Here is a 24419-nt window from a genome sequence, read left to right as displayed (position 1 = left end):
GTCGTATAGAAAGCCAAGTAACCCATCAACATCAAACCAGTTTATACTTTCGCACTAAGCCTCTTAGCTGGTCATAACTCAAGCTTAGCAGTTTGGCTGCACCACGTTGATTGTATTGAGCTTGTTTAAGCGCTTCATTTATCAGCTTAATATTCTGCTCATCTTGCCAAGACTTAAAGTCTAATGGAAAGTGGTAGTCCGGTGATGGTTCGGCTGCATCGGAATCCTCTGACGAGGCGCTATCACCGTTTGTATTGTTATCCGCCTGATCTCTTCTTGCTATAGGACTCGGTTGACTAAACTGATTTTCAAAAGGGTTGAATAACAGAGATTCAATAGGCGCTTCAGTGGTGCCTTGCTGATACACAGCACGCTCAACCACGTTTTTCAGCTCTCGCACGTTGCCAGGCCAATGATAGTCATAGATGCTTTGCCAAGCTTGTTCGGTGAAGCCTACGAAAAAGGGTAACCCTAGCTCGCGGCACATTTTAATCGCGTAAAATTCGGCCAACAGGGGAATGTCTTCTTGTCTGTGCCTTAAAGGCGGAAGATGAATAACATCAAAGGCGAGACGATCGAGGAGATCGGCGCGAAACTTTCCTTTTTCGGCGAGTGCTGGCAAATCTTCATTAGTTGCGCAGACCAATCGAACGTTCGCCTCCAGTGCCTTGGCTCCGCCAACTCTTTCGTACTGACCATATTCAATTACGCGAAGCAGCTTTTCTTGAACAGAAAGCGGCGTAGTAGCGAGCTCATCTAAGAATAATGTGCCGTTTTCGGCGCGTTCGAAGCGGCCTTGGTGACGTCCTTTGGCGCCAGTAAAGGCACCGGATTCATGGCCAAACAGCTCTGAGTCAATGAGTCCTTCACTGAGAGTAGAGCAGTTCAATGAGACTAAAGGTTGATCCCAACGCCTCGACAGATAGTGAAGTCGCTGTGCGATCAGCTCTTTACCTGTACCACGCTCACCAATCACCAGTACGGGCCTGTCGATAGGAGCAAGCCTTGAGACCTTATCGAGCACCGCTAAAAACGCGGGGGATTCACCAATTAAGTTTTGCGCCATGATTTCCTCTCAATGTTGGTAAAAAATACCAATTGTTGGCTTATGCATCTTAGCACGGCATTGGATGAAAGCGAGTGACTAAAGTTAAGTTATTGATATGTAAGAAATTAAAATGTTGGCACGGTACTTGGATTACTGTTATCAACAACCAAAGAGTTCATTGGCGAACTCATCCAGATAGGAGATGTATTATGGGTATTTTTTCTCGTTTTGCCGATATCGTAAATTCAAATGTTAGTGCCTTGCTTGATAAAGCGGAAGATCCAGAAAAGATGATTCGTCTCATCATTCAGGAAATGGAAGATACGCTAGTGGAAGTACGTACTAACTCCGCAAAAGCGATTGCCGACAAAAAAGAGTTAGCGCGCAAGGTCACGGCCATTGAAGAACAAATTGCTGAATGGGCACAGAAAGCGACATTAGCACTCACAAAACAACGTGAAGACCTAGCAAGAGCAGCGCTCATTGAAAAGCAAAAGCTTGAAAACGTTGTGAAAGGCTTGCACGATGAGCAAACCTTGGTCGAAGAAACCATTGACAAACTGACGAACGAGATTGCTAAGCTAGAATCTAAAATCACAGAAACTCGTGCTAAGCAGCAAGCTCTTGTGATTCGCTCGGAAGCAGCCAGTAACCGTCGCGATGTGCAAAAACATCTACACACGAGCCGCACCCACGAAGCGATGGCTAAGTTTGAGCAGTACTCGCGTAAAATCGATGAACTTGAAGCGGAAGCTGATCTGTATTCGAAGACGGGGAACGCTAAGTCACTCGATCAAGAGTTCGCAGAGCTGCAGGCTCAAGATGAAATAGATCAAGAGCTCGCCAAACTTAAAGAGCAGATGAACAAAGACAAATAACAACGGAGTAGGAGAAAAACATGTCGACTTTTTTAATTGCGGGTCCATTAATTGTCTTTCTGATTTTTGTCGCACCGCTGTGGCTTTTTCTCCACTACCGCAGCAAACGCAAAGCCGATAATGGATTATCTGAGCAAGAGTTTCAGAAATTGCAGTCTTTGTCGCAGCGAGCTGAAAAGATGCAAGCTCGTGTTGACAACTTAGAACGAATTCTAGATGCAGAGGCACCAAACTGGAGGCAAACTTATGACTCATAGAGAGCTGTATAAAGATCCGGTTAACGGCAAGCTCACTGGCGTTTGTGCAGGACTTGCCAATTACTTTGGACTTGAGGTGTGGCTAGTCAGAATCTTAGTGATTTCAGCGGCACTCTTGGGTGGTAGCTTCCTTGTTCTACTCGCCTATGTGGCAATGAGTTTGATGCTGGAAAAGCAGCCAGATAATTTTGTTCAGGCGATGAAGTCCAAGCAGGAACATTCGCTAAAGAGTAAACCTTGGCAGCAAGGACAGAATGCTAAGGATCTCATTAATACGTTGGAACGTGACTTTGACTCAATGGAGCATAAAGTGCGAGACATGGAAGCGTATGTTACATCCGAAGCATTTAAGGTCAATCGCGAGTTCAGTAAGTTGTAGTTCACAATTGACATTATTTTTGGAAAACACCTCAGTTTTTTGGAAAACGACAGTTAAAGGGGCCTTGTTGGCCTCTTTTCTCGTAGTATGACTAAGTCATTATAAATGAATGACTTTGTGGCAAGCACTGACTCTCTAGACTATGTTTAAAAGTACAATTAAAACAAGGTAGTTAGAGAATGAATAGTAAGTTTGCCTTGCTGGTGATTATCACTGGCCTTCTCAGTGGATGTGGTAAGGAGCCGCCTCCCGTTCCCGAGCCCGAATCTCGCCCCGCTAAGCTTTTCTCCGTTGCCGTCGGCAACAGCCAATTTGAACGTACTTTTCCTGCCACATCGGAAGCGGGAGATAAAGCAGTGCTAGCGTTTCGTGTTCCAGGACAACTTGAAGAAATTGCCGTTCGCTCAGGCCAGCGAGTCACCAAAGGGGATTTCTTAGCAGGCCTAAACCCGGATGAATATCAGCAGCTTGAAAAACAAGCACAAGCTAACTTCCGTTTGGCGGATGTGCAATATCAACGAGCTTTGAAGCTTCGCAAAGAGCAAGTGGTGTCCGAACAGGACTTTGACCAAGCTAAAGCAAACATGAATTCTGCCCGTGCCAACTGGTCGCAAGCGAAAGCAAATCTAAGCTATACGCGATTGCTCGCGCCCTACGACGGCACTATTTCCATTATTCCCGCAGACAATTATGAATACATCCAGGCCAAAGAAGGCGTGATGAACATTCAGTCCAATCAGCTTCTCAAAGTGAACTTCCAACTGCCAGATACGCTCCTTAACCGCTTTCAAGGCGGCGCAGAGGTGGAAGCGACGATGACATTTGATGCTCACCCATCCAGTAGCTACGAGCTGACGTTCCAAGAAATTGACACGGAGGCGGATCCGAAAACTGGCTCTTATAAAGTCACCATGGTCATGGAGCGCCCGAGCGAGGTTGGGATTTTGCCTGGCATGGCTGGTCAAGTTCGCGTTGTGGCAAAAAGTAGCGCAGCGACAGTGATACCAACATCAGCACTGTTTATGGAAGGCGAAAAACAGTGCGTATGGCGCGTGAATGAACAGGGTATTGTTGAAAAAGTAGCGGTAGAGCTTAACGACAAGCGCCAAGTGATCAGTGGACTCAATGACGGCGACCAAGTCGTTATTTCCGGAGTTCAAAGTATTGATGCTGGTATCAAGGTTCGCGAATGGATCAAGGAGAGAGGGCTCTAGTATGAAGTTACACACTCTCACAGCTTTATTGATAGGCGCTACACTTGTTGGCTGCAGCAAACCAGAAGTCGGTGAACGCAACGAGGTGCCAAAAGTTCGCGTGGCAGAAATCGGTCGTACTGAGCTAAAAAGTCGACTTTATTTTCCAGCCATAGCTAGTGCGGCAGACCGCTCTCATTTGAGCTTTCGCGTAGCTGGCGAGATAAGCTCAATCGATCTTAAGGAAGGGGATTTTGTTAATCGCGGAGATGTATTGGCGGTATTAGAGCCAACTGATTATCAACTTGCGGTAGATAATGCCCAAGCACGCTACAACGTCATCAACAGCCAATATCGCCGCTCTAGCCCGCTGGTAAAAAAAGGGCTATTGGCACAGTCACAATTTGATGAGATAGCGGCACAGCGTGCCTATGCACGAGCGGAGCTTGATCTTGCCAAACTTCGCCTGTCGTTCACAGAACTTAAGGCACCTGTGGATGGCATCATTTCTCGTGTCTCTGCTGAGCAGTTTGAGAACGTTCAAATTGGGCAACAAGTGGTGAATATTCATAGCGTTGAAGAGGTGGAAGTGGTGGTGCAAATGCCAGATAGCTTCTCTCTCAATCAGCCGAAGCATAAAAATGTTACCGATGTAGAAGCGCTGGTCAGAGTGCCCTCTGGCAATGAATATACCGCATCGTTGAAAGAATTTACCACAGAGCCGGATCCTGCACTGGGCACCTTTACCGCAACGTTGGTGTTACCGATGCCGAAGAATGAATTCATTCTCGATGGAATGGCAGTGGATGTGACATCAAAAGCAAAAGATGTGGGGATCAACTTTGGCGCTGGTGTCAGCGTGCCTATCGAAGCGGTCTTTAATCAAGATGGTGACAGCTTGGCGGCGAATGAGAAATTTGTCTGGGTTGTGAATGGTGATAGCACGGTGACAAAACAAAAAGTGACCACGGGCAAAGTGTCTCAATCGACCATTCAGATCCTGAATGGGCTTGAACAGTCGCAACAGATAGTCATTGCAGGGATTGCGAGGCTGAGGGAAGGCATGAAGGTTGAAGTATTACCGCAGGAGGCGAAGTAATGAGCCAAGAACAACAAAAATCATTACCGCAATCCGATGATGAAATCACGGGAGTAGCGGCGTATTTCATTCGCAACCGCGTAATTAGCTGGATGGTTTCGCTGATCTTTTTGATTGGTGGTGTATCCGCTTTTTTTGGATTGGGTCGACTCGAAGATCCGGCATTTACCATCAAAGATGCGATGGTAGTCACCTCCTACCCAGGTGCGACGCCTCAGCAAGTTGAAGAAGAGGTAACGTATCCTATCGAGAAAGCGATACAGCAACTGACCTATGTCGACGAGATTAATTCTATCTCTAGTCGTGGGTTGTCGCAGATAACCGTCACCATGAAAAACAACTATGGTCCGGATGATCTACCGCAGATCTGGGATGAACTCCGCCGGAAAGTGAACGATGTGAAGGGCTCACTGCCCCCCGGAGTCAATGAACCTTCGGTCATTGATGATTTTGGTGATGTCTATGGTGTTCTTTTTGCGTTAACGGGCGAAGGCTATAACTACAAAGAACTTCTCGACTATGTGGACTATCTACGCCGAGAGCTTGAGTTAGTGGATGGTGTCAGTAAGGTCTCGGTCACAGGTGATCAGCAAGAGCAGGTCTTTATCGAGATCTCCATTAAGCGTATTAGTGCCTTGGGTATTGCGCCGAGCACCATTTTCAATCTCCTACAAACTCAGAACATTGTCTCCAACGCAGGCGCCACGCGTATTGGTGATAAATATATTCGTATCCAGCCAACAGGCGAGTTTACTGATGTCTCAGAGCTTGGTGATTTGATTTTGACGGAAGGGGGGGCGCAAGGTCTCATCTTCTTAAAAGACGTGGCGGAAATAAAACGCGGCTTTATAGAAGTACCTAGCAATATCATTACTTACAATGGTGATGTAGCGCTAAACGTGGGTATCTCTTTCGCGACCGGGGTTAACGTGGTGGAAGTGGGCGATCGCTTGTATCGCAGACTCGCAGAGCTAAAGTTTCAGCAGCCCGTTGGTATTGAGATAAACGAAGTGTATAGCCAGCCTAAAGAAGTGGATAAATCGGTTCGTGGCTTTGTGGTGAGTCTAGGACAGGCCGTTGCGATCGTTATCATTGTACTGCTGTTCTTTATGGGGCTGCGCTCTGGACTGCTGATTGGCTTGATACTGCTGCTCACCGTATTAGGCACCTTTATTTTCATGCAATACATGGCTATCGATTTACAACGTATCTCACTTGGAGCGCTCGTCATAGCGTTAGGGATGCTGGTGGACAATGCCATTGTGGTAGTAGAGGGGATACTGATAGGGACGCAAAAAGGGCGAACGAGGCTACAAGCCGCAACAGACATTGTCACTCAAACCAAATGGCCGCTTCTTGGTGCAACCGTGATTGCGGTGACAGCATTCGCACCTATTGGACTCTCCGAAGACTCTACTGGTGAATATTGTGGCACCTTGTTCTCGGTGCTATTGATTTCCCTAATGCTAAGTTGGTTTACTGCGATTTCACTTACCCCTTTCTTTGCCGACATTTTCTTTAGAGGTCAAAAGGTGAAAGAGGGCGAAGAGGGGAAAGACCCTTATAACGGCTTTGTCTTTGTTATGTATCGCAAGTTCCTTGAGTTTTGTATGCACAGAGCTTGGCTGACCGTTGTGGTATTAGTTGTGGCATTGGTGGCGGCGTTGTACGGCTTTACTCAAGTGAAACAGTCCTTCTTCCCAGCCTCAACCACACCTATGTTTCAAGTGGATGTGTGGTTACCTGAAGGGACAGATATTCGTGCAACGAACACTAAGCTGAAAGCTATTGAGACATGGATTGCTGACCAGCCAGAAACGGACCACATCACGACAACAGCAGGCAAAGGTTTGCAACGTTTTATGCTGACTTATGCACCTGAGAAAAGCTATGCCGCTTACGGTGAGATCACCACACGCGTGCACAACTATGAAGAGTTGAACTCTCTGATGGAGCGATTCCGTCAGTATGTGGATTCGACGTTCCCAGAAATCAATTACAAGCTGAAGCAGATTGAACTTGGTCCAGGCGGCGGCGCGAAAATTGAGGCGCGTATTATTGGCTCTGATCCAACCGTATTGCGTGGCATCGCATCGCAAGTGATGGACATCATGTACGCCGATCCTGGCGCTTACAATATTCGACATGACTGGCGTGAGCGTACTCAAGTGTTAGAGCCTATTTTCAATGAAAGTCAGGCAAGACGTTACGGCATCACAAAATCTGATATTGATGATGTGTTGATGATGTCGTTCTCGGGCAAAAACGTTGGTCTGTACCGCGATGGTACAACCTTGATGCCGATAGTGGTACGCTTGCCAGATGAGGAGCGTGTGGATATCCGTAACATTGAAGGCATGATGATTTGGAGTCCGGCATTAAGCGAGTTTATCCCGTTTCAGCAAGTAACGCAGGGTTACGATACGCGCTGGGAAGATCCGATCATCGTACGTAAAAATCGCAAGCGTATGCTGACCATTATGGCGGACCCTGATTTGCTTGGAGAAGAGACAGCGGCAACGTTACAAAAACGTCTCCAACCTCAGATTGAAGCCATAGAATTACCACCAGGTTACTCGTTAGAGTGGGGTGGTGAGTATGAGTCTTCAGGAGATGCTCAAGAGTCGCTATTCCAGACCATGCCGCTTGGCTATCTATTCATGTTCTTAATCACCATTTTCTTGTTCAATGCGGTGAAAGAGGCATTGATTGTCTGGCTTACCGTGCCACTCGCTGTCATTGGGGTAACGACTGGGTTGTTGGCACTCAATACGCCGTTTGGCTTTATGGCACTGCTCGGATTTTTGAGCTTGTCAGGCATGCTATTGAAAAATGGTATCGTACTGCTGGATCAAATTGAGATTGAGATGAAGTCGGGGAAAGAGCCTTACTTGGCTGTGGTAGATGCCGCACTAAGTCGTGTGCGCCCGGTCTGTATGGCGGCGATTACAACCATCCTAGGTATGATTCCTCTGCTACCGGATATATTCTTTAAGCCAATGGCGGTAACGATCATGTTTGGTTTGGGTTTTGCGACGGTACTGACTCTGATTGTGGTTCCGGTGTTGTATCGTATATTCCATAGGGTCAAACCGCTTTAACTTAAGCCCTACTTATTATAATGACTTGGTACTATGTTGCGTGGTACCAAGTCTTTTTGATCTAACTTGAGTTGAAGGGATGATCAAGTAGGTGAATTAACCCTCTGAATTTTATAATTGTTTTCCTTCAGGATTGACGTTCTATACACCCTGCAATATGAGCGCTAGGTCATATTTTTGCGAGCTATATTGGCTCATCCATCCCTTTATTGAACAGTAACTTAGTCCTTCTCGCAATTAACGACAAAAGTGTGATTTCGGTTCAGAATTCCCCTGGCTTCCAAGGTGAAATTCTGTTTAGATAGTTTTGGGTGATTTATCAAGAATTTGAATAGGTTCATGCAAATACTAATATGTGATGACTCCAAAGTCGCACGCAAAAGTTTAGCAAGCTGTATCGATGTGAGTTTCGCAGGCGAGATTGTGTTTGCTGCAAACGGGCATGAAGCCATTGAAATTATTGACAATCAGTCGATTGATGTCGTGTTTCTCGACATTACTATGCCGGGTATGGATGGTTTCGAGGTCCTCGAAATATTGCGTCAGCGCGCGTGCCGTTCAAAAATTGTGATGGTGTCTGGCGATATTCAAGAAATGGCGCAAAAGCGCTGTTTTGAGCTTGGCGCGCACGCATTTATAAAAAAGCCGTTAACGGCAGAAACTGCAGTACCGCTGTTTAATGACCTACATTTACCCTTTAACCGTCCAGCTTCCCTTCATGTTGAGTTTTCTAAAAACCAAATGTTTGAGCGTTTTCAGGAGACAGCCAATATTGCTCTGGGTGCTGGTGCTGCAACGATATCTATGTTGCTCAAAGAGTTTATTTTACTCCCGGTTCCGACAGTTGGAGAACTGTCGTTTAGTGAACTCACAATGATGATTCAAGACACGCTAACACGCGAAAACAGTTGTGCAGCCGCACAAAGGTTTGTTGGCGGCGGTCTTCATGGTGAAGCTTTGGTGTGTATTGAAGGGGATTCCATTAATCAAGTGGGTGAGCGTCTTGGTTTCTCGGATGGCGATGTTTCCAATGATGAAGTTGTCGTTAATTTAGTGAACGTGCTCGTGTCGTCGTTTTTGGTGTCTCTATCTGAGCAGCTGTGTCTGGAGTTCTCACTTCGAGAGCCTCTGAGAATCAACGATTTTAGCCCAGACAACTCGATGTTGAGTGATAACGAGCATGTGTTTACGGTCGAGTATACCTATGATGCTGAAGCCTTAGATTTGTTTTGTTCGGTACTGTTTATGTTTGACAAAGAGTCCGTGGATATCATTCGTCGTCAGATGGAGCTTTTACAATGACAACTATGACTTTAGATCTCTCCGATTTCCATTGGACAATGCAACTACTGGATACATTGGATGCAGGGCTCGTTGTGATTGATCGTGATTATCGTGTCTGTGCTTGGAATAGCTTCATGCAGAACTACAGCGGTATTCATGCAGAAGCCATCATGGGTAAGAGCTTGTTCCACAGTTGCCCAGATTTGCCGGAAAGCTGGTTACGTGCAAAGTTAGAATCCGCAAGTAAATTGAAGACTCGATCGTTCTCAAACTGGGAAGATAGACCCGTTGTGTTTGAGTTCAAAAGCTTTTCACCTGTCTCCCAAGGTTTACTGAAAATGTACCAGAACATGGTGATTACTCCGCTAAAATCACCGGCCGGCGATGTAACGCACTTTGCGATTATGCTTCAAGACGTAAGCGACGTAGCGAAGAGTAAAATGCACCTAAAGCGCTCAAACGAAAAACTCACCGAAATTGGTCGTACCGATGGTCTGACCGGACTGTTTAATCGTACCTTTTGGGAAGCGAAGTTTGTGGATGAATTCCACATGGTGCAGACCACAGGACAAACCTCTTCACTGGTGATGTTCGACATTGACCGCTTTAAGAGAGTCAATGACACCTATGGTCATGCGTTAGGCGATAAGGTGATTAAAGAAACCGCCAAGCAACTAATGAAAGCCGCTCGCGGCACAGATGTGTGTGGCCGTTACGGCGGTGAAGAGTTTGCGGTATTGCTATCAGACACCACAGCCGATCAAGCGATGTACTTTGCTGAGCGTCTGAGGAAAAAAATCGAGCAAACGCCCGTAGTGCTCGATGGCAATGGACTTAACTATACCATTAGCCTTGGTATTACTGAGTGTCGTACCGATGATGCTAATCACCTTCAATGGCTAATGCGAGCGGACAAGGCCCTTTATCAATCTAAAGAGCGTGGCAGAAATAAAACCTCAGTGATTTAGGTCGGTAGCTGCAGTCTATAGTTTAAGGCGTTAGTGTGCGAGCAAGCCGCTAGGAAAGGCTGCTCGTTGTGACAACCGCTTGGTGCTTGCGCCTAAGTCCAATAATGCTCAGTGCCAATGCAGTAATGACCACACCGCTGACCAACAAGAAGTTCATCACGCCTAATATGTTTTGCGCATCAATCAGTACTCCCACACAATAAGTGCCTACCGAAAATCCTAGTGATACGGCAGCAGCCATGTAACCTTGTGACGTGGCGGGAGAATACGGGCTAATTTGATCCGCGAGTGCTGCGATGGAAATGTCATTCCAAGCACCATTTATGATAGAGAGTAAAATAAGAGAAAGAGGCAGTATCGCCACGACCTGATTGCCATACATTCCCCACATGACGGCTGCAACAAACAGGTTGATAAAAATGGTGACTAGCCAAAGTGCTTGAGAGCCATGCTTTTCCATCCACTTACCCGCAGGTGCCAGAGATACCAACGTGACCATGGCTGCTATCGCCATTCCAAATGCGCTACTTGCCACGCTAACTCCAAACGCTTGCTCAATGATGACGGGGCCAAGTTCAACCATGTTGGAGCCTATAAACATCGACAGTGCTACGCACGCAACGAAGCCAAACCAAATCGAAGCAGACGGCTTACGGGTTTGCGATACTGTTTCTTCGTCATGAGCTGGCTCAAAATTGATGGCTGCAGGCGGGGCAATTGCAACGAGTATGAGCAAAGCAAAATCAAACACAATGAGTGACACAATTTGTGCTGTTTGCGATAAACCAAAGTAGTTGAGTGAACCGACGGAAACCCCCGCAATAGCAACGCCCAACATTTGTATTTGGAATAGACGTTTCAGCGCTCGAGTCTGCATCGCTGGCTGGTTATTAAGTTTGAGAGCAAATGTCGGGTTTAGAATGAGGATAAGGTTGCTACCTAATCCCACTAAGATAGCTATCAACCAGTAGTGCCATATCGTTTGATGTGCCCAGAGCAGTATCAGTAAAGCTAGACAGTGGCAGGCAAGGGCGAAGAAGTGCAATTGTCTGTGCCATGAAAAGCGGTCAGCTAACGCGCCTAATAAGGGAGCAACTAGGCCAATAAGGCCAAGAATGAGCATGACTTGACCTACTAAAATCGCACTTCCGGTACGAGATAGAATAACCGGGGCGATGATGATCGCCACGCCGATCCATTGGACAATGCCCATAGAGGCTTGAGAGAACTGCCAAAGGTTGCCTTTTTTCATAATAATCATGGCTAAAGAGTTGAACCATGATTATATAAAAAGGCGAGCACGGGGACGTGCTCGCTCACTGTCAATAAAATTGAAGCCTAACTAAATGAGTCGTTACTAGCTCAGTACAAGGCGTGGGTTAGAGACTATTTGCTGCCAACGCTTCTTATGCTCTTTAAGGTTCAAGTCGAGCTGCTCGAGCCTGACTCGTAGAAGCGCTTGCTCATATTTCTCTTTAACGCTGGACTTTGCCGAGTCGATAACTTGGCTTCGCAATTGGTCGTATTCCGTCAATTTACTTAGCAGTAACTGAAACTCTTGCTCTAAGGCTGCTTGGAGCTGATCGGCGTTGGGCAACGTAAAGATTTTGTCTTTAGCGTTTGCCATGGTCTGCATCAACCGCGCCTTCTCAATTCGGTATGCTGATACAGTTTTCAGGTTTGAGGTTAGGCCTAAGCTCGCACAAGAGCGAATCAACCATTTGGTAGGATCGAATTGCCACCAGCGAATACCATTGCGGTAGTCGTGCTCGAAGATGTGATGGAAGTTGTGGTAACCCTCACCAAAAGTGAAAAAGGCCAAAACACCATTATCTCTAGCGGTGTTTTTGCTGGTGTAAGGTTGAGAGCCCCAGATATGCGCCAGAGAATTAATGAAAAAGGTGGTGTGGTGACTGAGTACTAAACGTAAGGCGCCAACAATCAACAAAAAACCCAGAACATCACCGTACCAAAGTCCAAGTGCGAGAGGGATACCAAAGTTCGTCGCCAGAGCCAACAATACATAATGCTTGTGTTGCCACATAACAATCGAGTCTTTTTGTAGGTCGCGACAGTTTCGGTAGTCTTCGTAGCGCTCGGCTTGATATTCTCGAAGCATCCAACCTATGTGCGAGTACCAGAAACCGCGCTTGGCAGAGTAGGGATCTTTGTCGTTGTTATCGACATGCTTGTGATGGACGCGATGGTCTGAAGACCAATGTAACGCACTGTTTTGTAGTGCAAATGCACCGCCAATCGCAAAGAGAAACCTTAGAGATCGATGAGATTGATAGGTCTTGTGAGACCAAAGACGATGATAGCCTGCCGTAATTGACATGCCGCAAAACACGAAAGCAATGACGAGCCAAACCCAGTGAGCTAGGCTGTAGCCTTCAACCATGCCGTACCAAATGACACCCACTGTCGCCAGAATAAACGTCCCTAGAAATATCGTCACATTTAGCCAAATAACTGGGGGCTTTTTCACCGTATCCATCAACTGTCTCCATTTAAGCTTACAACTGTTCGCCAGAATATCAGCGTACACGTGTAAGTCAAAGAGTAAGTTGTTAATTTGTTTGTCGATATTTGCATCAATTGAGAAAAAGCATGCAACTTTTCAGTGCATTCAAAGTGAGTGAGTCTTTGTAACTTACTGACTTTATTGAGTTCACATGAATGGCACGTATATTGCTCACTAGGTTGTCGTTAGTTTGTATACAATTAAAAATACAGAAGGGAAGTCATATGGAACACGACAAAGGCGATCTCATTTATGGATTGGACGACAAACCGTCAGTCAAAGCAGCAAGCTATGCGGCACTGCAGCATGTGCTGGCGAGCTTTGTAGGGATCATCACACCGACACTTATCATCGGCGGCGTGCTTGGTTTGGGCGAGCACGTACCTTACTTGATTAGTATGGCGTTGATGGTTTCGGGCGTTGGTACGTTTATTCAAGCTCGGCGCATAGGCCCTGTGGGCGCGGGCATGATTTGCGTACAAGGGACGAGCTTCGCGTTTTTAGGATCAGTATTAGGTGCGGGTTTCTTAGTCAAAGCCAATGGCGGTGGTCCTGATGAAATGTTGGCGACGATTTTCGGCGTTTGCTTTTTTGGTGCCTTTGTCGAGATAGTGTTGTCACGATTTATCGACAAACTAAAAATAGTGATTACGCCTGTTGTGACAGGGATTGTGATTACCACGATTGGTATCTACTTGATTAAAGTTGGGGTGACCGACATTGCAGGTGGTGTCGGTGCCGAGGATTTTGGCTCTGCAACCAATGTTCTACTAGGCGGCTTAGTACTTGGCACGATCGTGGCGCTCAATATGAGCCGCAACATTATGGTAAGGCTATCCTCAATTTTGGTTGGACTTCTCGTCGGCTGGTTAGTGGCGTTGATGATTGGCAAAGCATCGATGGTCGATTTCTCTTCTCAGCCACTTTTGAGCATTCCGATTCCGTTTAAATACGGCTTTGCTTTCGATTGGCATGCTTTTGTGCCTATCGCATTTATCTATCTGATCACGGCTATCGAGTCTACCGGTGATTTAACGGCTAACTGCATGTTTTCGAAACAGCCTATTAGTGGAAATGGTTATCTGCAGCGTATTAAAGGTGGCGTTTTGGCAGACGGTATCAACTCGTTGATTGCAGCGACATTTAATACTTTCCCGAACACGACATTCAGTCAGAATAATGGCGTTATCCACTTAACCGGAATTGCCAGTCGATACATTGGTTACTTTATTGCTGTGATCTTATTTGTACTCGGCATGTTCCCTATATTGGGCGCGGTATTAATGACGATTCCAAAACCTGTTCTTGGCGGCGCAACCTTGGTGATGTTTGGCACAGTCGCGGCAGCGGGCATCAAAATCATCGCTAACGAAGAACTTGATCGACGACAGATCATGACGATTGCTATCTCATTTGGTTTAGGGCTTGGCGTCATGCTAGTTCCAGACCTGTTGAAACAAGCCCCTAAGTTGGTGCAAACCGTGTTGGGGTCACCTGTCACTATGTCCGGTATTGCGGCGTTGACAATGGCTGGCTTGCTATCGCTATTTCCAGAGTCGGAAAAGTCGCCAAAACAAGTTGAAGCGTCTGAGGCATAATCTAAAAAGAGACATCCTGCGGGATGTCTCTTTCGTTTTCACTTAGCGAGAGTTGATGAGCATTTCGGCCAACTCTGCAAACCCATAGCCCCCGTTACCTGCCGTAACAAAGCTTGGTGGTGAGCTGAGTTTTCCTAGCAAAGGGGAAATGTTGTTTACTCCAAATGTGACAGGAAGCCACTCAAACATGGCTTCATCATTGAGTGAGTCGCCCACATAAGCCACATTAGACAGACTCAAAGTGCCAAAATCTGGTTGTTGCTTTAGATAGTGTTCACTGGATACGCGCTTATTGTGCTCTCCAACCCAAACGTTGATGTGGATAGAGCTTTGTGTGGCTTTCACCTTCTGTCCATTTAATGTCAGTTGGTGAATGTCATTAAGTAGCTTTGCTGCTACATCGGCTTCAACAGCTTTGCGATCTTGTCCAAGATTAATAGCGACATCGCAGAAGCGAAAGTCCTGATCACTGGCAAAGTCGATACCGGGATAGTCGCGTAGCAATTGAGTCAGCTGTTTAATGAGCGCTTGTTGCTGCGCTCGCATCATGGACAGTGGGCTGAGTGACTGAGTATGGAAACCAGACTGATTCCTCTGCATCCAAAAAGCACCATTTTCGCCGATAACACCATGAAGCGGCCACAGTTTCGCAATTTGGTCACACCAACCCGCACACGCACCAGTAACGGCGACCACCTTGATGCCTGCTTTTTGTAGTTTCGATAAAGCATCGAGTGTTTCTGGCGGAAGTTGTCCTTGCCATGTCAAAGTATCATCGACATCTGTTAGTAGCCATTGGATCTCTTTTGCCTGAGCGTGAGACAGCGCTTCTAAAGACTTAGGCATTCATAACCTCTTGTTGCTGCGTTTTGCTATCAAAGTGAATGCGTTTTGATGTGTCACTATCAAAAAGATGGATGTGTTCTACATCGATATCAAGGCCTAGTTTGTCGCCAATGGCGATTTTTGAGTGCCCCTCAACACGTACGACAAGTTTTTGAGATTGTGAGCCGACTGTTTTGCAGTAGAGCAGTAAGTCGGCACCCAGTGCTTCGATAAGTTCAACTTCAACATGGAACCAAGGATTGTCTTCATTCAGGGTTAGATGTTCAGGCCTTAGGCCCAATTTAATCTCGCCAAGCACGAGCGAAGAGGTGTTGATATTTAGCCTTGCGTCATCCAGTTCAATACCCTCAATGGATACATTAGCATCAAGGATGTTCATTGATGGTGAGCCAATGAAGGTCGCCACAAACAGTGATGCTGGGTTGTCATAGATTTCAAGCGGTGTGCCCACCTGTTCGACATTACCTTTGTCCAAAACGACCAGCTTATCAGCAAGCGTCATGGCTTCTACCTGGTCATGTGTTACATAGACCGAGGTGGTACCCAATCGGCGTTGAAGGCGTTTTATTTCTAAACGCATCTGCACTCGCAGCTTTGCATCCAGGTTTGAAAGTGGCTCATCGAACAAGAACACTTTTGGCTCGCGAACTATCGCGCGCCCCATAGCAACACGCTGCCTTTGACCACCAGAAAGCTGCTTAGGTTTACGATCCAGTAAGCCGTTGAGCTCTAACATGTCGGCCGCTTCACTGACTAAGCGTTTGATCTCTACTTTTGGTGTTTTACGGTTTTTCAGTCCGTAGGCCATGTTGTCGTATACCGTCATGTGCGGATACAACGCGTAGTTTTGAAATACCATCGCGATGTCACGTTCGCCTGGCTCTAGGTTGTTGACGACCTTATCATCGATCTGCAACGTACCTGCACTGATTTCCTCTAGGCCGGCGAGCATGCGTAGCAGTGTAGACTTACCACAGCCACTCGGACCAACCAAAACGACCATTTCGCCGTCTTCAATGTTCAAATTGATGTTTGGGATCGCTTGGTAGCCATTTGGGTAACATTTAGCGATGTTTGAAAGAGTAAGTGTAGACATTTATTTCTCCGAATCTACCAAGCCTTTGACGAAGGCTTTTTGCATTGCAATCACAACGATGACGGGTGGCAACATAGCGATAATGGTGGTTGCCATGATTTTGTTCCATTCGATGACGCCATCAACCACACCAAGCATCTGTTTGATGCCCATAACAATGGTGTAGTACTGAGCATCAGTGGTGATGAGTAGCGGCCATAAATACTGATTCCAACCATAGATGAAAGTAATCACGAACAGAGCGGCGAGATTGGTGCGAGAAAGGGGCAGCAAAATATCGAAAAAGAATTTAATCGGCCCGGCACCATCGATTCTCGCTGCTTCAACTAACTCATTGGGAATGGTCATGAAGAACTGGCGAAATAAGAACGTTGCCGTTGCACTAGCAATCAATGGAACTGTAAGTCCATAGAATGAATTGAGCATGTTGAGGTTAGTGATCACCTCGAAAGTCGGCATGATGCGCACTTCCACTGGCAGCATGAGGGTGAAAAAGATCATCCAAAACGCCACCATGCGGCCGCGAAAGCGAAAGAACACCACCGCATACGCTGACATGATAGAAATGATCAACTTCCCGAAGGTAATGAACAAAGCCATGATCAGCGAGTTGGTGAGCATGTGGGTGATCGGCAGCGCGCTGTTGTTGAACGAACTTTGGTTACTGAGTAACTCACCAAAAACGCTAAACCCAAGGTCGCCAAACCAAAGAGGCGTACCTGTGGCAAACGCGGTATTTTCGTGTGTCGTCGCGACTAGCGCTATCCACACTGGTAATGCAATAGAGATAATGCCTAGCGCTAAAATGACGTGGCAAAAAATCGTAAATAGGGGTCTTCTTTCTACCATTAGTACGCCACCTTCTTCTCTACATATTTAAATTGAATCACCGTGAGTAGGGCGACAAGAATCATTAGGATGACCGACTGTGCGGCTGATGAACCGAGGTCTAGGCCAATAAAGCCATCGTTGTAGACTTTGTAAACCAAGGTAGACGTGCTGTTACTCGGACCGCCTTGAGTCATGGCGTGAATAATGGCGAACGTATCAAAAAAGGCGTACACAAAGTTGACGACCAACAAGAAGAAACTGGTTGGTGAAATCAGTGGGAAACTGATTGTCAGAAATCGCTTTACGGGGCCACTACCATCAATGGCTGCCGCTTCATGTAATGATTTTGGCACAGATTGCAGCGCCGCGAGAAAAAACAAGAAGTTGTAACTGATCTGTTTCCATGTCGAGGTGATGATGACCATCCACATCGCATGAGTCCCGTTAAGAGTAGGGTTCCATTGAACGCCAAACCACTTAAGTACATCGGTAATAACACCAATCGTTGGGTCAAAAAGAAACAGCCAAAGTGAACCGGCCACAACGGGTGCGACGGCATATGGCCAAATCAAAAAGGTACGATACATGGTGGCACCGCGAACAATATGCTCAGCAAAGGCAGAGAGAATCAGTGCGCTCACCAAAGCCAAAACAGCAACACATACACTGAACTGAATGGTGGTGAAAAAGGAATCAAGGTAGTAACTGTTGCCTAGCAGTTTGCTAAAATTCTCCAGCCCAACAAATTCTCGGCTAATACCGAAGGCGTCTTCCAACTGAGAAGATTGAAATACCGCTTGGCCTGCTGGCCAGATAAAAAACACTAGGGTGATCACCAACTGAGGCGCAATCAGCGCGTAGGGCAACCATTTATTTTTAAAAATAACTTGTGAAGACATAAACAATACCGACATGCCGCCACTTAAATGCAGTGGCGGCGTAGAAAAGACAACGGGTTATTTCTGTGTGCGTTCAAAGCGACGAAGTTGTTCGTCACCACGGCGAACCGCGTTGTTAAGTGCCGATTTTGCTGTGGCCTTACCTGCCCAAACTGCTTCTAGCTCTTCGTTAATGATGTCACGAGTTTGCAAGAAGTTACCAAAGCGAATACCTTTCGAGTTGGCTGTTGGTTCAGTTGAAGTCATTTGCACAATAGCTGTGTCCGTGCCAGGGTTCGTTGTGTAGAAACCTTGCTGTTTAGTCAGCTCATAAGCTTGCTGAGTGATAGGTAGGTAGCCGGTAAACTGGTGCCAATCTGCTTGAACTTCTGCGCTTGATAGGTAACTAAAGAACTTCGCTACGCCTTTGTACTCTTCAGATGAGTGGCCACGAAGTACCCACAGTGATGCACCCCCAATGATGGTGTTCTGTGGTTTCGCAATCAGTTCATCATCATATGGAAGCTCGGCAACACCTACCTCAATGCCTTTCATGTTTTCTTGAATACCGGCTAGGCCTGCAGATGATCCCATAGTCATCGCACACTCTTGGGTGTAGAAAAGTGGCATGCCATCAGATTGGCGACCTCCGTATTTGTAGATGCCTTCTTTAGACCACTCACCAAGCTTCTCAATGTGTTTCACATAAGGTGCTCCATTGAACTTAAATTCCGTATCAAAACCACCAAAACCGTTATTCTGCGTCGCGACTGGAATGTTGTTTCGAGCGCCAAAGTTTTCGATTTGAGTCCAAGATTGCCATGTAGTAGTGAAACCACATTGAGCGCCAGACTCGAGCAGTTTGCGTGACACTTGCTCCATTTCCTTCCAAGTTTTAGGCGCTGAGGTGATCCCTGCTTTTGCGAACATATCTTTGTTGTAGTACATCACAGGCGTAGAGCTATTAAACGGCATCGATAGCATCTGACCGTCATTGGTGGTGTAGTAGCCTGTCACAGCGGAGAGATAGTTGTCTGGATTAAATGGCTCTTTGGTATCTTCCATGAGCTCGTAAACTGGGTAGATAGCTTGTTTCGCGCCCATCATGGTCGCTGTACCCACTTCAAACACCTGAACAATGGCAGGCTGCTCTTTCGCTCGGAAAGCAGCGATAGCGCTGGTCATGGTTTCTGCGTAGCTACCTTTGTAAACCGGTTTGATCTCGTATTCTTCTTGGCTTGCATTGAAATCCGCAGCGATATCATTAACTTTTTGACCCAAAGCGCCGCCCATGGCGTGCCACCACTCAACCTCAGTTTTTGCTTGAGCACCAGTGCTCATGAGCGCCACTGCCACCGCCATTCCTGTGAGGTGTTTAATAGACATAGTGTTTCCCTTAAATGTGAAAATGTTGGTTTTTGGTTCATAAGCAGACGTTCACTTGTTGTAGAGCCACTGCTTTAAAATGTTCAAGTGAAAGTTAAACTGAGCAAATGACGATTAAGTGACAGTTAAATGAACTTATTTGAAACATTTTATGGCCATGGAAACGCAATAAAACGGCAATAATAGTGTCACAGAGAGTTGTAATCCTTTCATTTGAATGCAAATGAAAATGGTAAAGGAATCAATGAAAATCACAGCGCATCGTGGCGTTTCTAGCCTCGCACCCGAAAATACGTTGGCCGCTTTTGAACTGGCGGCTTTGTTAGGACTAGAATGGATTGAGATTGATGTTCAGCTTAGTCAGGACAAGGTGCCAGTCGTTATTCATGATCGTACCGTGAACCGCTGTACCAACGGCCGCGGCCGCGTCGCCGATATGAGTGTTCAGGTGCTAAAAGCCTTAGATGCGGGCCTATGGTTTGGTGATGCTTATGAAGGCGAGACTATTCCAACATTGGCTGAGACTCTATTGTTGGCGCAAAGACATGGCCTGACGGTCAATGTTGAGCTAAAGCAATATGAAGGTGACGATATTGAGCTTTTGTGTCAGCAAGTTAAGTTGGTCATGACTGAGCTAGGTATTGCCACGGAGCAGGTGCTATTCTCTAGTTTTAGTACGCAGGCGCTGACGGTGATGCAGCGAATATTGCCCTCCATACGTCGCGGGCAATTGTGGCAACAAATACCGGATAACGCGCTAACTATTCTCGATAATTTAGATGCTTACAGCGTACATTGCGACTTTCACTTTCTTAATGAAAAGACAGCGAGATGGATAAAATCGGCGGGATATCAACTCTATTGTTACACCCCTAATCATCCAGTTTTGGTCGAGTCATTTTGGGGGTGGGGCGTGGATATGATGATAAGCGACGTGCCTCAGGATTATCAAAGACAGTCAACAGCATCAAAGCCGCAAGATTTAGTTGATGCCTAATGTGAAATAGAGAGGTAGGTACCGACCATCATGCACCATCTTAGTTTGCGACAAACAAGTATTATCGACCTGATACATACCCAAGAATACTGCACCATAGAGGCGCTTTCGAGCCACTTTGATGTCACCACACAGACCATTCGCCGTGATATTAATGAGCTTTGCAGTCTCGGCCTTGCTCGTCGCCATCATGGTGGAGTGGGTTTGCCGACAACGCTAAGCAATCGTAGCTTTACTTCACGTAGTGCAACCAACTTGACGGAAAAACAGCAAATAGCCAAACAGGTGGTTGCCAATATCCCGGACGGTTGCACGCTGTTTTTAGGCATAGGTACTACGATAGCGGCGATTGCGGAGCAGTTAAGTGGCCACAAGCATCTTCGCGTTGTCACCAATAACTATCAGGCCGCGCATATCTTGGCGCAGTTTGAACAGGTGGAAACCTGGATTGCTGGTGGACGAATGCGTACCAATGATGGCGATGTGGTCGGGGATCATGTGGCCAACTTTTTCGGGCAGTTCTCTGCTGATATTGGGATTGTGTGTTGCGCGGCGGTGAATCTTGCATCAAGCGTCACGGATCAGCCCGCTTTGGAGCCTCAAAAAGAGGAGTTTGCTCTGGAGCATGAGCTGCGCGAGGCGGCGATCAGTCAAGCGATTTTGGCGGGTTCGCAGCAAAGGTGGCTCGTTGCCAACAGTACCAAGTGGCAAAGCAAAGCGAGTGCTCGCGTCGCCCCTTTGGCATATTTTGACTGTGTGTATGGTCGCCCTATTGAGTAGCAGCTTGCTGGTTAGCCTGACTTACTTAGCCAGATGAGTCTCTGGTTCTGGTTGCGGTGGAAACGTGTGATAGATCGCTTTGAATCGCTCTAGATTGTTAAGCTGCGGCTCATAAATTTCGGCTCGCAAGGTGTGTATTCAAGTCAGGTTAAAAAGGGACATTTTCATAACCGTAGCGACTCTAGAGTAAGCATTAAAACTGATGGTCAAGAAGGGCTGTTAGTTGGGTTAGTACATGGATACTTCGCAATGCCTACACCCGAAATTACTCCGCTATTTATTTGGTAATACACATTAGGATGCGGCACAATGCGCACATAAAAAGGCTTTGACCTATTTTGGATGCATTGACTAAAGAGAAAGAAATGAATTTTAAAGGTGCGATTTTCGATATGGACGGATTGCTGTTGGATACAGAAAACGTCTGCAAAGGTATCTTTGAGAAGGCTTGTGAAGCATTAGGGGTACCATTTCTTGAAGAGAAGTACTTGTCGATCATCGGCTGTAATTCTAAAACTATACACGCTAAGTTAGGCGAGGCTTACGCTGGCATTATTGATTACAAAGTGATTAATGACGAATGGCGTCAGCGCTACACCAGTGTCGTATTTCATCAAGCGATTCCCAAAAAGCACGGCGTTATTGAGCTGCTTGATTGGTTAACCTCCAAGAACATTCCTATCGCTGTTGCGACTTCTACTCATCGCGATGTCGCCGAAAAGAAACTTAAGCTAGCAGGCTTAGACGGCTATTTTAGCTGCTTAGCGACAGGGTGTGAGGTCACGCGCGGTAAACCGGACCCCGAGATCTACCACTTAGCGGCTAAGCGACTTGGCGTTGCTTCAGAGCACTGTTTGGCATTTGAAGATTCCAATAACGGTGTTAAAGCAGCTGTAGCAGCGGCTATGCATACTTACCAGGTACCGGACTTAGTCGCGCCATGTGAGGATGTTAAAGCACTGAATGTGCAAACTAGGACGTCACTGTTTGAGATATACCAAGAGCTGTCAGGTAGTTACCTAACCCGCTAATATCGCTCGATGCTCAGCTCGGGCAATTCTTGTTTTCCGTTGGATACCATCAGCTCGGTAAGAATATCCGCGGAACCACAGGCCATCGTCCAACCTAAGGTGCCATGCCCGGTATTGGTATACAGGTTGGTCAGCGGAGTTTTGCCGATGATCGGCGTTCCGTCCGGAGTCATCGGGCGGAAGCCTGTCCAATAGTCTGCGCTCGCCAAATCTACGCCTTGAGGAAATAAATCGCTGACTACGTGGTTTAGAGTCGCTAAGCGTTTGTCAGGGAGAGCGGGATCAAATCCGGCTAATTCTGCAGTGCCCGCCACGCGAATTCGGTCATCAAAACGGGTGACGGCCACTTTAAAGGTCTCATCCATGATAGTCGACGTTGGTGCTTGGCTAGGATCGATGATAGGCAAAGTGAGTGAGTAGCCTTTGACTGGATAAATTGGCAGATCAATACCATGGGGTTGCAGCAAAGCCTTTGAGTAACTGCCGAGTGCCACTACAAAGTGATCTCCAGTGATGGTACCGTTTGAGGTGGTGACACCGACGACACGGCGCTTCTCAGTCATTAGGGCGTTGACTTTTGTATCGAATAGAAATTTCACGCCCGATTTCTCCGCCATTTTTTGCAGTTGCTGGCAGAAAAGATAACAGTCGCCCGTTTCATCGTCGGGCAAGCAAAGTCCACCCACCAAATCCCCATGCATATTTGCGAGCCCCGGCTCTTGTTGCAAGCACTGCTGGGTATCAAATAGCTGGAATCGAGTTCCACTTTCAGTCAATAGCGGCATGTCTTTTTCAATCGCATCAAGTTGCTGTTGAGAGCGAAAAATTTGCAATGTTCCTTGTGTTCGCCCTTGGTATTGGAGAGTGTGGTCTTGATTTAGTTTTGCCAGACATCGACGACTTCGATTGGCAATGGTGAGCATTCGGGATTTGTTCAGTTTATATCTGTCGAGCTGACAGTTGACCAGCATTTGGCTTGCCCAGCGAATAAGCTCCGGGCTCAAACTCGGTTTTATCTTAAGTGGCGCGTGTTGCTCAAATAGCCATTTAATGGCCTTGGTGGGAATACCCGGTGCAGCCCAGGGAGAAGAGTAGCCATAGGAAATTTGTCCAGCATTGGCGAAGCTCGTCTCCTCGCCAGCTCTGGATTGTCTGTCAACAACCGTCACGTCAAAGCCTGCCTGAGACAAATACCATGCACTTGTGAGTCCAATGACTCCGCTTCCCAATACAATGACTTTCACTATTGCTTCTCGCACTTTTGAGTTTTACTCAGAATGAATAATTTACATCTGATTAACAATCGATAAGAATTAATAGTAGGTTTTAGAAAAACTAAAGGCTCAAAATGAAGTCAGCATTGTTAAATGGGGTGAACTTGATTTGTGTTGTTGCTCGGCATACCAGTATTACCAGTGCAGCAAAACAGCTTAATCTAACGGTCAGTGCAGTGAGTCAGCAATTACAACAAATAGAGGATAAGTTAGGTTTTAGCGTTTTTGAACGCCACGCTCGTGGAATACGATTGACAGAACAGGGTAACAGGTTGGTGGAAGCCACAGAGCATCACTTAGCCGCTATTGAGGAAAATGTATTTCAACTGACTCGTGTTTCTGAGCGTAAACAGATCAGACTCAAGCTAACTCCCTCGTTTGCGTTTAAGTGGTTGGTGCCCAAGCTTGAGAACTTTCATCGCCGGTATCCAGATGTCCAGATCCATACTTTGGCAGAAGGGGCGCTGGTGGACAGCGACAATCGAGACTTTGATATTGCCATCGATTATGGACCTATCCCTTATAAACGCTCAGAAGCTGAACTGCTGATGGAGGAGTGGCTAATTCCGGTGTTGAGTCGCGACTATCTAGCTAAACATCCTGGGTTACAACAAGGGAGCGAGGCTTGGCAGGAGGTGACATTACTCCACGACATAATGCCGTGGCAGGGAGTACCAAAAGATTATGAATGGCAATACTGGGCTTCTGAACAAAGATTGGACTTAGAGACCAACAAAGGACACTTTTTCAATCGAACTGACATGGCTATGTCCGCGGCGGAGGCGGGTGTAGGCATTGCGTTAGCAAGAAAGGCGCTACTAGGGGAGGAGGTGCAAAAGGGACGACTGGTCGCCCCTTTTGCACCGATAGCGGCTCATGCAGGGTACTTTATTATTACCCAATTTGACGATCCGTATACGAGATTGTTCAAAGACTGGCTTAAAGAGCAAAGCCAGTCGATATTAACCTAG

At 46.6% G+C, this 24419-nt stretch carries 22 protein-coding genes; 13 read left to right on the top strand and 9 right to left on the bottom strand.

Going from position 1 to position 24419, the window contains the following annotated elements:
• Positions 1–31 precede the first annotated feature (31 nt).
• On the bottom strand, positions 32–1066 hold the full coding sequence (gene pspF / locus ACJB0T_RS09815; RefSeq protein WP_418642131.1) for a phage shock protein operon transcriptional activator: 1035 nt from the start codon (positions 1064–1066) through the stop codon (positions 32–34).
• 191 nt (positions 1067–1257) lie between these two features.
• On the opposite strand from pspF, the gene pspA reads away from it, so the two are divergent.
• The 8 genes from pspA (at position 1258) to ACJB0T_RS09775 (ending at position 10207) form a co-directional block, all read left to right on the top strand.
• Positions 1258–1926 carry a phage shock protein PspA gene (gene pspA, locus ACJB0T_RS09810; protein ID WP_353496482.1) on the top strand — a complete coding sequence of 223 codons (669 nt, stop codon included), beginning with the start codon at positions 1258–1260 and terminating at the stop codon, positions 1924–1926.
• A 20-nt stretch (positions 1927–1946) separates the two neighbouring features.
• Positions 1947–2183, top strand: coding sequence for an envelope stress response membrane protein PspB (gene pspB / locus ACJB0T_RS09805; protein ID WP_042499466.1), 237 nt, complete (start codon positions 1947–1949; stop codon positions 2181–2183).
• Positions 2143–2562: an envelope stress response membrane protein PspC gene (gene pspC / locus ACJB0T_RS09800; protein ID WP_353496481.1), complete on the top strand. Its 420-nt coding sequence runs from the start codon at positions 2143–2145 to the stop codon at positions 2560–2562. The genes pspB and pspC overlap by 41 nt, the downstream gene beginning before the upstream one ends.
• Positions 2563–2741: 179 nt before the next feature.
• Positions 2742–3776 carry an efflux RND transporter periplasmic adaptor subunit gene (locus tag ACJB0T_RS09795; protein ID WP_479290585.1) on the top strand — a complete coding sequence of 345 codons (1035 nt, stop codon included), beginning with the start codon at positions 2742–2744 and terminating at the stop codon, positions 3774–3776.
• 1 nt (position 3777) lies between these two features.
• Positions 3778–4854 carry an efflux RND transporter periplasmic adaptor subunit gene (locus ACJB0T_RS09790; RefSeq protein ID WP_479290584.1) on the top strand — a complete coding sequence of 359 codons (1077 nt, stop codon included), beginning with the start codon at positions 3778–3780 and terminating at the stop codon, positions 4852–4854.
• Positions 4854–7955, top strand: a complete 3102-nt coding sequence (locus tag ACJB0T_RS09785; protein ID WP_479290583.1) for an efflux RND transporter permease subunit — start codon at positions 4854–4856, stop codon at positions 7953–7955. The genes ACJB0T_RS09790 and ACJB0T_RS09785 overlap by 1 nt, the downstream gene beginning before the upstream one ends.
• Before the next feature lie 339 nt (positions 7956–8294).
• Positions 8295–9257, top strand: coding sequence for a response regulator (locus ACJB0T_RS09780; RefSeq protein WP_479290581.1), 963 nt, complete (start codon positions 8295–8297; stop codon positions 9255–9257).
• On the top strand, positions 9254–10207 hold the full coding sequence (locus ACJB0T_RS09775; RefSeq protein WP_479290579.1) for a sensor domain-containing diguanylate cyclase: 954 nt from the start codon (positions 9254–9256) through the stop codon (positions 10205–10207). Before ACJB0T_RS09780 ends, ACJB0T_RS09775 begins: the two co-directional genes overlap by 4 nt.
• A gap of 49 nt (positions 10208–10256) precedes the next feature.
• Here ACJB0T_RS09775 and ACJB0T_RS09770 read toward each other — a convergent pair whose 3' ends face one another.
• Both ACJB0T_RS09770 and ACJB0T_RS09765 read right to left on the bottom strand, forming a co-directional pair.
• A complete protein-coding gene (locus ACJB0T_RS09770; RefSeq protein WP_479290577.1) occupies positions 10257–11459 on the bottom strand; it encodes an MFS transporter in 1203 nt (400 codons plus the stop codon).
• Between the two features lie 105 nt (positions 11460–11564).
• Complete coding sequence (locus ACJB0T_RS09765) at positions 11565–12704, bottom strand: fatty acid desaturase (RefSeq protein WP_479290576.1); 1140 nt, start codon at positions 12702–12704, stop codon at positions 11565–11567.
• Between the two features lie 251 nt (positions 12705–12955).
• Here ACJB0T_RS09765 and ACJB0T_RS09760 point away from each other — a divergent pair, with 251 nt between their 5' ends.
• Positions 12956–14329, top strand: coding sequence for a nucleobase:cation symporter-2 family protein (locus ACJB0T_RS09760; RefSeq protein ID WP_479290573.1), 1374 nt, complete (start codon positions 12956–12958; stop codon positions 14327–14329).
• Positions 14330–14371: 42 nt separating this feature from the next.
• Here the strand turns inward: ACJB0T_RS09760 and ACJB0T_RS09755 are convergent, their stop codons facing one another.
• Genes ACJB0T_RS09755 through ugpB form a run of 5 tightly spaced genes read right to left on the bottom strand, consistent with a single transcriptional unit; the run spans position 14372 to position 19366 of the window.
• Positions 14372–15175, bottom strand: a complete 804-nt coding sequence (locus ACJB0T_RS09755) for an HAD-IIB family hydrolase (RefSeq protein ID WP_479290571.1) — start codon at positions 15173–15175, stop codon at positions 14372–14374.
• Positions 15168–16271 (bottom strand): sn-glycerol-3-phosphate import ATP-binding protein UgpC, encoded by a 1104-nt coding sequence (locus ACJB0T_RS09750; RefSeq protein ID WP_479290570.1) that lies wholly within the window; start codon positions 16269–16271, stop codon positions 15168–15170. The genes ACJB0T_RS09755 and ACJB0T_RS09750 overlap by 8 nt, the downstream gene beginning before the upstream one ends.
• Entirely contained in the window at positions 16272–17120 is an 849-nt protein-coding gene (ugpE, locus tag ACJB0T_RS09745) for a sn-glycerol-3-phosphate ABC transporter permease UgpE (protein WP_479290568.1), read from the bottom strand.
• Positions 17120–18001, bottom strand: coding sequence for a sn-glycerol-3-phosphate ABC transporter permease UgpA (ugpA, locus tag ACJB0T_RS09740; RefSeq protein ID WP_479290567.1), 882 nt, complete (start codon positions 17999–18001; stop codon positions 17120–17122). The genes ugpE and ugpA overlap by 1 nt, the downstream gene beginning before the upstream one ends.
• A 57-nt stretch (positions 18002–18058) precedes the next feature.
• Positions 18059–19366, bottom strand: coding sequence for a sn-glycerol-3-phosphate ABC transporter substrate-binding protein UgpB (ugpB, locus tag ACJB0T_RS09735; RefSeq protein ID WP_479290566.1), 1308 nt, complete (start codon positions 19364–19366; stop codon positions 18059–18061).
• Positions 19367–19610: 244 nt separating this feature from the next.
• On the opposite strand from ugpB, the gene ACJB0T_RS09730 reads away from it, so the two are divergent.
• The 3 genes from ACJB0T_RS09730 to ACJB0T_RS09720 all read left to right on the top strand — a co-directional run bounded on the left by ACJB0T_RS09730 (position 19611) and on the right by ACJB0T_RS09720 (position 22174).
• Complete coding sequence (locus ACJB0T_RS09730) at positions 19611–20363, top strand: glycerophosphodiester phosphodiesterase family protein (protein WP_479290564.1); 753 nt, start codon at positions 19611–19613, stop codon at positions 20361–20363.
• 30 nt (positions 20364–20393) lie between these two features.
• On the top strand, positions 20394–21143 hold the full coding sequence (locus ACJB0T_RS09725; RefSeq protein WP_479290563.1) for a DeoR/GlpR family DNA-binding transcription regulator: 750 nt from the start codon (positions 20394–20396) through the stop codon (positions 21141–21143).
• A gap of 365 nt (positions 21144–21508) precedes the next feature.
• Positions 21509–22174 carry an HAD family hydrolase gene (locus ACJB0T_RS09720; RefSeq protein WP_479290561.1) on the top strand — a complete coding sequence of 222 codons (666 nt, stop codon included), beginning with the start codon at positions 21509–21511 and terminating at the stop codon, positions 22172–22174.
• On the opposite strand, the gene ACJB0T_RS09715 is transcribed toward ACJB0T_RS09720, so the two are convergent.
• On the bottom strand, positions 22171–23418 hold the full coding sequence (locus ACJB0T_RS09715; protein WP_479290559.1) for a D-amino acid dehydrogenase: 1248 nt from the start codon (positions 23416–23418) through the stop codon (positions 22171–22173). The two genes, ACJB0T_RS09720 and ACJB0T_RS09715, sit on opposite strands and share 4 nt — an antisense overlap.
• A gap of 104 nt (positions 23419–23522) precedes the next feature.
• Between ACJB0T_RS09715 and ACJB0T_RS09710 the strand changes: the two genes are divergently transcribed.
• The gene (locus ACJB0T_RS09710) at positions 23523–24419 is read left to right on the top strand and encodes a LysR substrate-binding domain-containing protein (protein WP_479290557.1); all 897 of its coding nucleotides are present in this window, start codon (positions 23523–23525) and stop codon (positions 24417–24419) included.

This window comes from Vibrio sp. CB1-5 (assembly GCF_059412285.1).
This window is presented reverse-complemented; position numbering and strand designations above follow the sequence as displayed.